This window comes from Streptomyces sp. NPDC051976, assembly GCF_040680795.1.
In the GTDB taxonomy this organism is placed as follows: domain Bacteria; phylum Actinomycetota; class Actinomycetes; order Streptomycetales; family Streptomycetaceae; genus Actinacidiphila.
Genome location: NZ_JBFAXL010000032.1, coordinates 99587 through 106194 on the forward strand (window position 1 = coordinate 99587; position 6608 = coordinate 106194).

Consider the following 6608-nt stretch of genomic DNA (forward strand, 5'->3'; position numbering starts at 1 on the left):
GTGGTTCAGGACGCGTCGGAGGGCAGCGCGGTCGGGTCGGCGCCGTCCAGGAAGGATATGCATCGGGCAGCGAGGTCGTCGGCGCCGATCGCCGCAGCCCACCGGGCCGCCGCACCCGCCAGCGCCACCGCTCCCGCCTCGTCGCCGCTGTCGCGGGCGAGGACGGCCAGCAGCAGCTGCTGGGAGAGGGTGCCCGGGACGGCGCCCGCGCGGGCACCGACGTCCGCGGCCAGCCGCCAGCGGCTCAGCGCCTGGGCATCGCGGCCCGCGTCGTGGTCGTGGTCGCCCAGGTGCCGCAGCGCCTCCCGGGCGAGGAGCCCGTCGCCGCCGTCGCCGTCGCCGTCCGGGCCTTCACCGCCCCGGAGAGCGGCGGCGAAGTGCGGGTGCGCCGCGTCCCGCTCGGCGAACAGATTCTCCGTGATCAGCCCCAGATAGAAGTGCGCCCAACCGCGCCGCACCTCGTCCGGCGCCCGCTCGGTCAACGCGACCGCGCGGCCCCTCAGCTCCGCGGTCACCGCGGGGTCCTTGCCGTCGGGACCCAGCCGGTAGGTGCCGCCGGAGCGGATCTGCGCGGCGTAGTCGTGCCGCAGCCGCAGGAAGCCGAGGGTCCACAGGGCGGCGTGACCGGGCTCGTCCGCGGTCGCGCACACCTTCTCCGCCGCGCTCAGCCGGTCGTCCGCCAGCGCCGTACCGGCGAACCAGTCGCTCTCCAGGGCCACTTCCGCGGCGGTGAGGGCGAGCCGTACGCGGCTCGCCTCCTCGTCCACGGCCGTCGCGTCCAGCAGGCCCAGGGCCCGCCGCCAGCGGCCGCCCGTACCCAACTCCAGTGCGGAGGCGGTGACTTCCGCGACCGGCACCGCTGCCATGACCACATTGTCCTCGGTGTTCGTCATGGCCAGGACGGTAGTTATCCGAAAAACTATCCACAAGAAAACTACTTCGAGCGCCTGGAGCTACGGATGCGGGACTCGGTCGACCAGCACGTCGCCCTCTGGTCGGGAGAACTCGACTGGCTGGACCCGGTGAAGGAGGCGATCCTCGCCCGGCTGGCGATCCTGGCCCGGCACGCCGCCCAGAGCCGCCGCGACACCCTCGACTCGGACGGGCTCAAGCACTGGCAGTTCAAGGTGCTGATGATGCTGCGGCGCGTCGGCCCGCCGTACACGGCGAGCCCTTCGCACCTCGCCGACATGCTGGGCCTCACCCGCGGCGCCCTGTCGGCGCGGCTCGGGCCGCTGGAGGAGGCGGGTCTGCTCGCCCGTACCAACGAGACGGGCGACCGGCGCCGCGTGCGGGTCAGGCTGACGCCCGCGGGTTACGAGGCGTTCGAGCGGCACGGCGTCTCCGAGGAGCAGGAGGAGCAGGTCCTGCTCTCGCCGCTGACCGCGGGGGAGAAGCAGCAGCTCGCCGACCTGCTGCGCAAGCTGGTCGTCGGCGTCGAGAGCCGTCCGCCGTCAGGCGGTTGACGACGTGGCCGGGGCCGGAGCGGCGGGCACCGGCCGCTTGCCCGCCCCACGCAGGAAGGACGCCAGCGTCGGGACCAGATAGGCCGCCCAGGCGCACAGCTGCAACACCGTCGGATCGGCCTGGAAGTTGAAGACGCCCTTCAGCAGGGTGCCGTACCAGCTGTCCTTGGGGATCGTGGAGGTGATGTCGAAGGCGAGGTTGTTCAGGCCGCCGATCCACCCGGCCTCCTGGAGGTCGTGCAGACCGTACGCCAGCACGCCCGCCGCCACGACCACCAGCATCGCGCCGGTCCAGGTGAAGAACTTGGCCAGGTTGATCCGCACCGCGCCCCGGTAGAAGAGGAAGCCGAGGACCACCGCGCTCACCAGGCCGAGCATCGCGCCGACCAGCGGGCGTACCCCGTCGTCGCTGGACTGCACGGCGGTCCAGACGAACAGCGCGGTCTCCAGGCCCTCACGGCCCACCGACAGGAACGCCGTGACGACCAGCGCGGTGGTGCCCATGGCCAGGGCCGCGTCCAGCTTGCCCTGCAGCTCCGTCTTCAGATGGCGCGCGGTGCGGCGCATCCAGAACACCATCCAGGTGACCAGCCCGACCGCGACGATCGACAGCGAACCGCCCAGCGCCTCCTGTGCCTTGAAGGTCAGCGTCGAGGAACCGAACTGCAGCAGCGCGCCGAAACCGAAGCTCAGCACCACCGCGGCGCCGATCCCGCTCCACACCGGCGGCAGGCTCTCGCGGCGGCCGGTCTTGACCAGGTAGGCGATCAGGATGCAGACGATGAGGCTGGCTTCGAGGCCCTCACGAAGGCCGATCAGGTAGTTGGCGAACACGGCGGTACTCCAGGGGCAGCAGAGGGTGAGCGGGTCGGGGCGGACGGGGGTGTCAGCCGAGCAGGGCCTGTCCCCACCACTCGCCGGGCTTGCGGACCCCCGGCGGGCAGGCGAAGTGGGCCGAACCGACGTGCTGGATGTACTCGTTGAGGGCGTCGTTCGCGGCGAGCCTGCGCTGCAGCGGGATGAACGCCTCGCGGGTGTCGCGCTGGTAGGCGAGGAAGAACAGCCCGGCGTCGAGCCTGCCGAGACCGTCCGAGCCGTCGGTGAAGGAGAACCCGCGGCGCAGGATCCGCAGGCCCTTGTTGCTGTCGGGGTGGGCGAGCCTGACATGGCTGTCCTTGGGCAGCTTGGCCAGATCGGGCGTGTCGCGCTCGTGCCGCTTCCCGTACGGCGCGCCCTCGCCCTTGGTGCGGCCGAAGACGTCCTCCTGCTCCTTGAGCGCGGATCGGTCCCAGGTCTCGATGTGCATCCGGATCCGCCGCGCGACCAGGTACGAGCCGCCGGTCATCCAGTCCTGGCCGTCCCCGGCCGCCGCCCAGACATGGGCGTTCAGCGTCGCGGTGTCGTCGCCCGCCACATTGTGCGTGCCGTCCTTGAAGCCCATCAGATTGCGCGGGGTCTGCGCCTCCGGCGTGGTGGAGGACGTCTTGCCGAAACCGAGCTGGGACCAGCGCACCGACACCTTGCCCATGCCGATCCTGGCGAGGTTGCGGATCGCGTGCACGGCCACCTGCGGGTCGTCGGCGCACGCCTGGACGCACAGGTCGCCGCCGCTGCGGGCGGGGTCGAGGGCGTCGCCGGGGAAGTGCGGCAGGGCGACCAGGGCCTCGGGACGCCGGGCGCGCAGCCCGAACCGGTCCTTGGTGCCGCCGTCCGGGGCGACCTGCTCGAACAGGCTCGGCCCGAAGCCGACGGTCAGCGTGAGCCGGGAGGCGGGCAGGCCCAGCGCCTCACCGGTGTCGTCCGGCGGTGCGTCGGCCAGGCCGTCCACCGCGCCCTGGCCGACCTCGCGGCCCGCGGTCATCGCGGCGGCGGCGCTGGTCCACTGCTTGAGCAGCGCGGCCAACTCCGCCCGGTCGTCGGTGAGTACGTCGAAGGCGGCGAAGTGCAGCCGGTCCTGTACGGGGGTGGCGATGCCCGCCTGGTGGTCACCGTAGAACGGCACCGCCCCGTCGGCCACCGCCGCGCCGCCGTCACCGCCGCCGGTGACCGCCGCGGCCACCGAGCCGCCGCCCGCCGCGCCGAGCGCGAGCCCGGCACCGGCCCAGCCCATCACCGCGCGGCGGCTCGGCGCACGCGTCGAAGCGCTGTCGGCAGTGGAGGCGGTGGAGGCGGTGGACGCGGGGGAGTCCGGAGCGGGGGACGGGGCGGCGGACGCGGTGTCGTCGCCGGTCCCGGCTGCTTCGGCCATGAGCGGTTGCCCTTCTGCTGGTGGTTCCGCGATGCGCGGGGGGAGTGCCGGACGGTGCCGTGCCGCGCGGGCTACTTCGCCGGGGCGACGGCCGCCGCGAGCTTGGACAGCGGCTCGGCCAGCGCGTTGACCGCGTCGGAGAACGTCTTGCGCTCCGGCTGGGTGACCTTGTCGTACGAGACGAAACCGGCGCCCTGGCGGTACTTGTCGAGCAGCGTCTGCAGGTGCGCGAACTCGGTGTCCAGGGTCGTGGACAGCGCCGGGTCCTTCCGCGCGGCGACCGGCTTCAGCAGCTCGTACGCCTTGCGGGCGCCCGCGACGTTGGCGTTGAAGTCGGAGAGGTCGGTGTGGCTGTAGCGGTCCTCCTCACCGGTGACCTTGCCGGTGGCGACCTCGTCCAGCAGCTCCTTGGCGCCGTTGGCCATGCTGGTGGCGGTGATGTCGGCCGAACCCACCCGCTTCTGCCAGCCCTTGAGGTCGCGGACGAGCTGGTCGGCGAGGGCGCCGTCCTCGGCGGTGAGCTTGCCGGTCACCCACAGGGACTTCTCCAGCCGGTGCCAGCCGGTCCACTTCTGCCCGGTCTCCAGACCGTCCTCGCGGGTGTCGGTCTTCGGGTCGATGTCACCGAAGCTCTCGGCGACCGGCTCGGTGCTCTCCCAGCCGACCCGCGACGGGGCGAACGCCGCCTTCGCCGCGGCCACGTCACCGGCCTTCACGGCGTCGGCGAACTTCTGCACCAGCGGGATCGTCAGATCCGCCTGCGCCTGGGAGTAGGTGCGGTACGAGGCGACCGCCTTGTCCAGCCGCGGGTCAGCGGGCTTGGGCGCGCCCGCCCCGGTGACGGTGACCTTCTGCCGGATGCCGTCGCCCTGCATACCGGGCTTGCAGGCGATCTCGTACGCACCGGCCTTGATCTGCGCGGTGATGCTCGCCTTGGTGCCGGGGCCGATGTTCTCCCGCTCGGTGACGATCCGGTCGCCGGGGGCGTAGACGTAGACCTCGGTGACCTTGGAGCCCTTGTTGTGCACGTCGAGGCTGACCGGGCCCGCGGGGAACTCGGTGCGGGAGACCTTGCAGCTGCTGTCGGCGGCGTCGACGCGGATGGCGTCGCCGGACGAGCTGTCGCTCTTCTTCGCGCAGCCGGTCACCGCGGCGGTGCCGAGGACGACCAGGGAGAGCAGGGCGACAGCGGTGGCTCTGGGGGCGACGGCAGACATGGGTCAACAACTCCACGGGCAGGCTCGGGGAACAGGGCGGTACGAGCGGGGACGGCGAGCACCCCGCGGGCAGCGGACACCGCGAGGCGAAGTAAGGCAAGGCAAACCTTAGTAAAGACCGCCTGAAGTGTCCATGTGACCGTCGTCGCCCGGTGCGGACGCCGCGAAAAGGGCAGGGAGAAGGATCAGGGGGAGGGTCGCGGCGGGTCCGGGACGGTCAGGACGGGCGATGGGAGGCCGCGGGCAACTGGTCGGCCAGGCGGCGCAGTACGGCGGCGATCGGTCCGGGGCGGCCGGGCGCGGTGGCGATCAGCAGATGGGCCAGCGGGAAACCCAGCGAGCCGGCGGCCGGTCCCGGCGAGGTGCGCAACCACACCGTGACCGCCTGCTGGAGGATCTGGTCGGCGGCCTCGGCACTGCCGCTGCCGCGGTAGCGGACGACCGCGGCGGCGGTGTACAGATACGCGGCCAGTTCCCAGCGGTGCGAGCGCACCGCGATCTCGGCCTCCAACTCGACGCCGAGCACGGTACGGGGGTGGCCGTGGCAGTCCTCGGGGGCCAGGGGATGGCCGGTCACCGTACGCGCCGCCACCAGCCGTCCCGCCTCCTCGGCGGCGCGGACCGCGTCCATCAGCCCGTGCGCGTGGCCGTCGGGCAGTACATCGCCCCAGTTCGGGTCGGGCAGCCGGCGGTGCGGTCCCAGCCGCGCGGAGCGCAGCACCGGGGAGCCGTCGACACCCACGTCGTACGCGTCCACCCGCCCGTCGGGGTGGCCGACGGCGACGGGGACCAGGCAGCCCATCCGCCGGGCGCGCCAGGCGGCCTGGCTCCAGGCCGGGTGGGCGGCGTCGCGCAGATCGCTGGAGTGCGAGATCACCGTGCCGACGGTGTGGACCGTGCCGCCCGGCAGTACCGCGATGGTCACGGGCGCCCGCAGGGTGTACGGATCGGGAGCGGGCGCGGCGTGGCGGCGGCGCGTCCTGCCCTCCACCGCGTTCATGTGCGTCCCCCTCACGCCGGCCGGTCGCGGGGAACATTCTCCTCGCGGATCCCGCACTCTCCGAATCATCCCGCACACAGGCTGTGCTGGCTACGAACCCGTAGGTACGCGACCGATGAGGGACGCTTTTTCGACAGCGTTGTCGGGCGCGGTTCCGGCCCGGGGCACCGGGACCTGTTGATCATGCCCTCTCGGCCAACCCGATGCCTGTTCGTACTATTCTCAGCCTACGCACGTAGTTCTGTGCGCGAGTGGAAGCACTGCTGGACCGCACGCAAGACGACGCCTACCCGCGACGAAGGAGCAACGCCACGCCACCAGGAGCTCCGACAGTCCACGCCGACCACCTACGAGAACGCGCTCCTCGCACGTCCAGCAAGCGGATACCTCCACCGTGTCCACCCGCTGGTCTCCTCCCTGGTTAACGACCCCCGGCGCACGCAACACCACCCATCACATCCTCCAGGAGATCACCATGGCTTCTGCCCCCACCGGCACCGGACGCGCCGCCACGCCAGGGGACATCGCTAGCTCGTCCATCTGGTTCCCGCTGATCTGGTTCCCGTCCGCCATCGCCTGACCCCCGGACACCGGATTCTCCGGACACCGGCCGAGCGTCCCCAGTACCGCTCCGCTCAGCACCGAGCCCGCCCGCCCCGCAGTGAACGCGGGGCGGG

General features: G+C 72.4%; 6 protein-coding genes. 1 reads left to right on the top strand and 5 read right to left on the bottom strand.

The genetic code is table 11. From position 1 onward, the window contains the following. Positions 1 to 5 precede the first annotated feature (5 nt). Entirely contained in the window at positions 6 to 893 is an 888-nt protein-coding gene (locus tag AB0M29_RS27800) for a hypothetical protein (RefSeq protein ID WP_365387332.1), read from the bottom strand. 66 nt (positions 894 to 959) lie between these two features. On the opposite strand from AB0M29_RS27800, the gene AB0M29_RS27805 reads away from it, so the two are divergent. Further along, positions 960 to 1466 carry a MarR family transcriptional regulator gene (locus AB0M29_RS27805; protein ID WP_365387335.1) on the top strand — a complete coding sequence of 169 codons (507 nt, stop codon included), beginning with the start codon at positions 960 to 962 and terminating at the stop codon, positions 1464 to 1466. Here the strand turns inward: AB0M29_RS27805 and efeU are convergent. The 4 genes from efeU to AB0M29_RS27825 all read right to left on the bottom strand — a co-directional run bounded on the left by efeU (position 1455) and on the right by AB0M29_RS27825 (position 5931). Then, positions 1455 to 2300 (bottom strand): iron uptake transporter permease EfeU, encoded by an 846-nt coding sequence (efeU, locus tag AB0M29_RS27810; RefSeq protein WP_365387337.1) that lies wholly within the window; start codon positions 2298 to 2300, stop codon positions 1455 to 1457. The genes AB0M29_RS27805 and efeU overlap by 12 nt on opposite strands. 52 nt (positions 2301 to 2352) lie before the next feature. Beyond that, on the bottom strand, positions 2353 to 3714 hold the full coding sequence (gene efeB / locus AB0M29_RS27815; protein ID WP_365387339.1) for an iron uptake transporter deferrochelatase/peroxidase subunit: 1362 nt from the start codon (positions 3712 to 3714) through the stop codon (positions 2353 to 2355). Between the two features lie 71 nt (positions 3715 to 3785). Further along, the gene (efeO, locus tag AB0M29_RS27820; protein ID WP_365387341.1) at positions 3786 to 4931 is read right to left on the bottom strand and encodes an iron uptake system protein EfeO; all 1146 of its coding nucleotides are present in this window, start codon (positions 4929 to 4931) and stop codon (positions 3786 to 3788) included. A 217-nt stretch (positions 4932 to 5148) separates the two neighbouring features. Continuing rightward, complete coding sequence (locus tag AB0M29_RS27825) at positions 5149 to 5931, bottom strand: hypothetical protein (RefSeq protein ID WP_365387343.1); 783 nt, start codon at positions 5929 to 5931, stop codon at positions 5149 to 5151. Between the last annotated feature and the right edge of the window lie 677 nt (positions 5932 to 6608).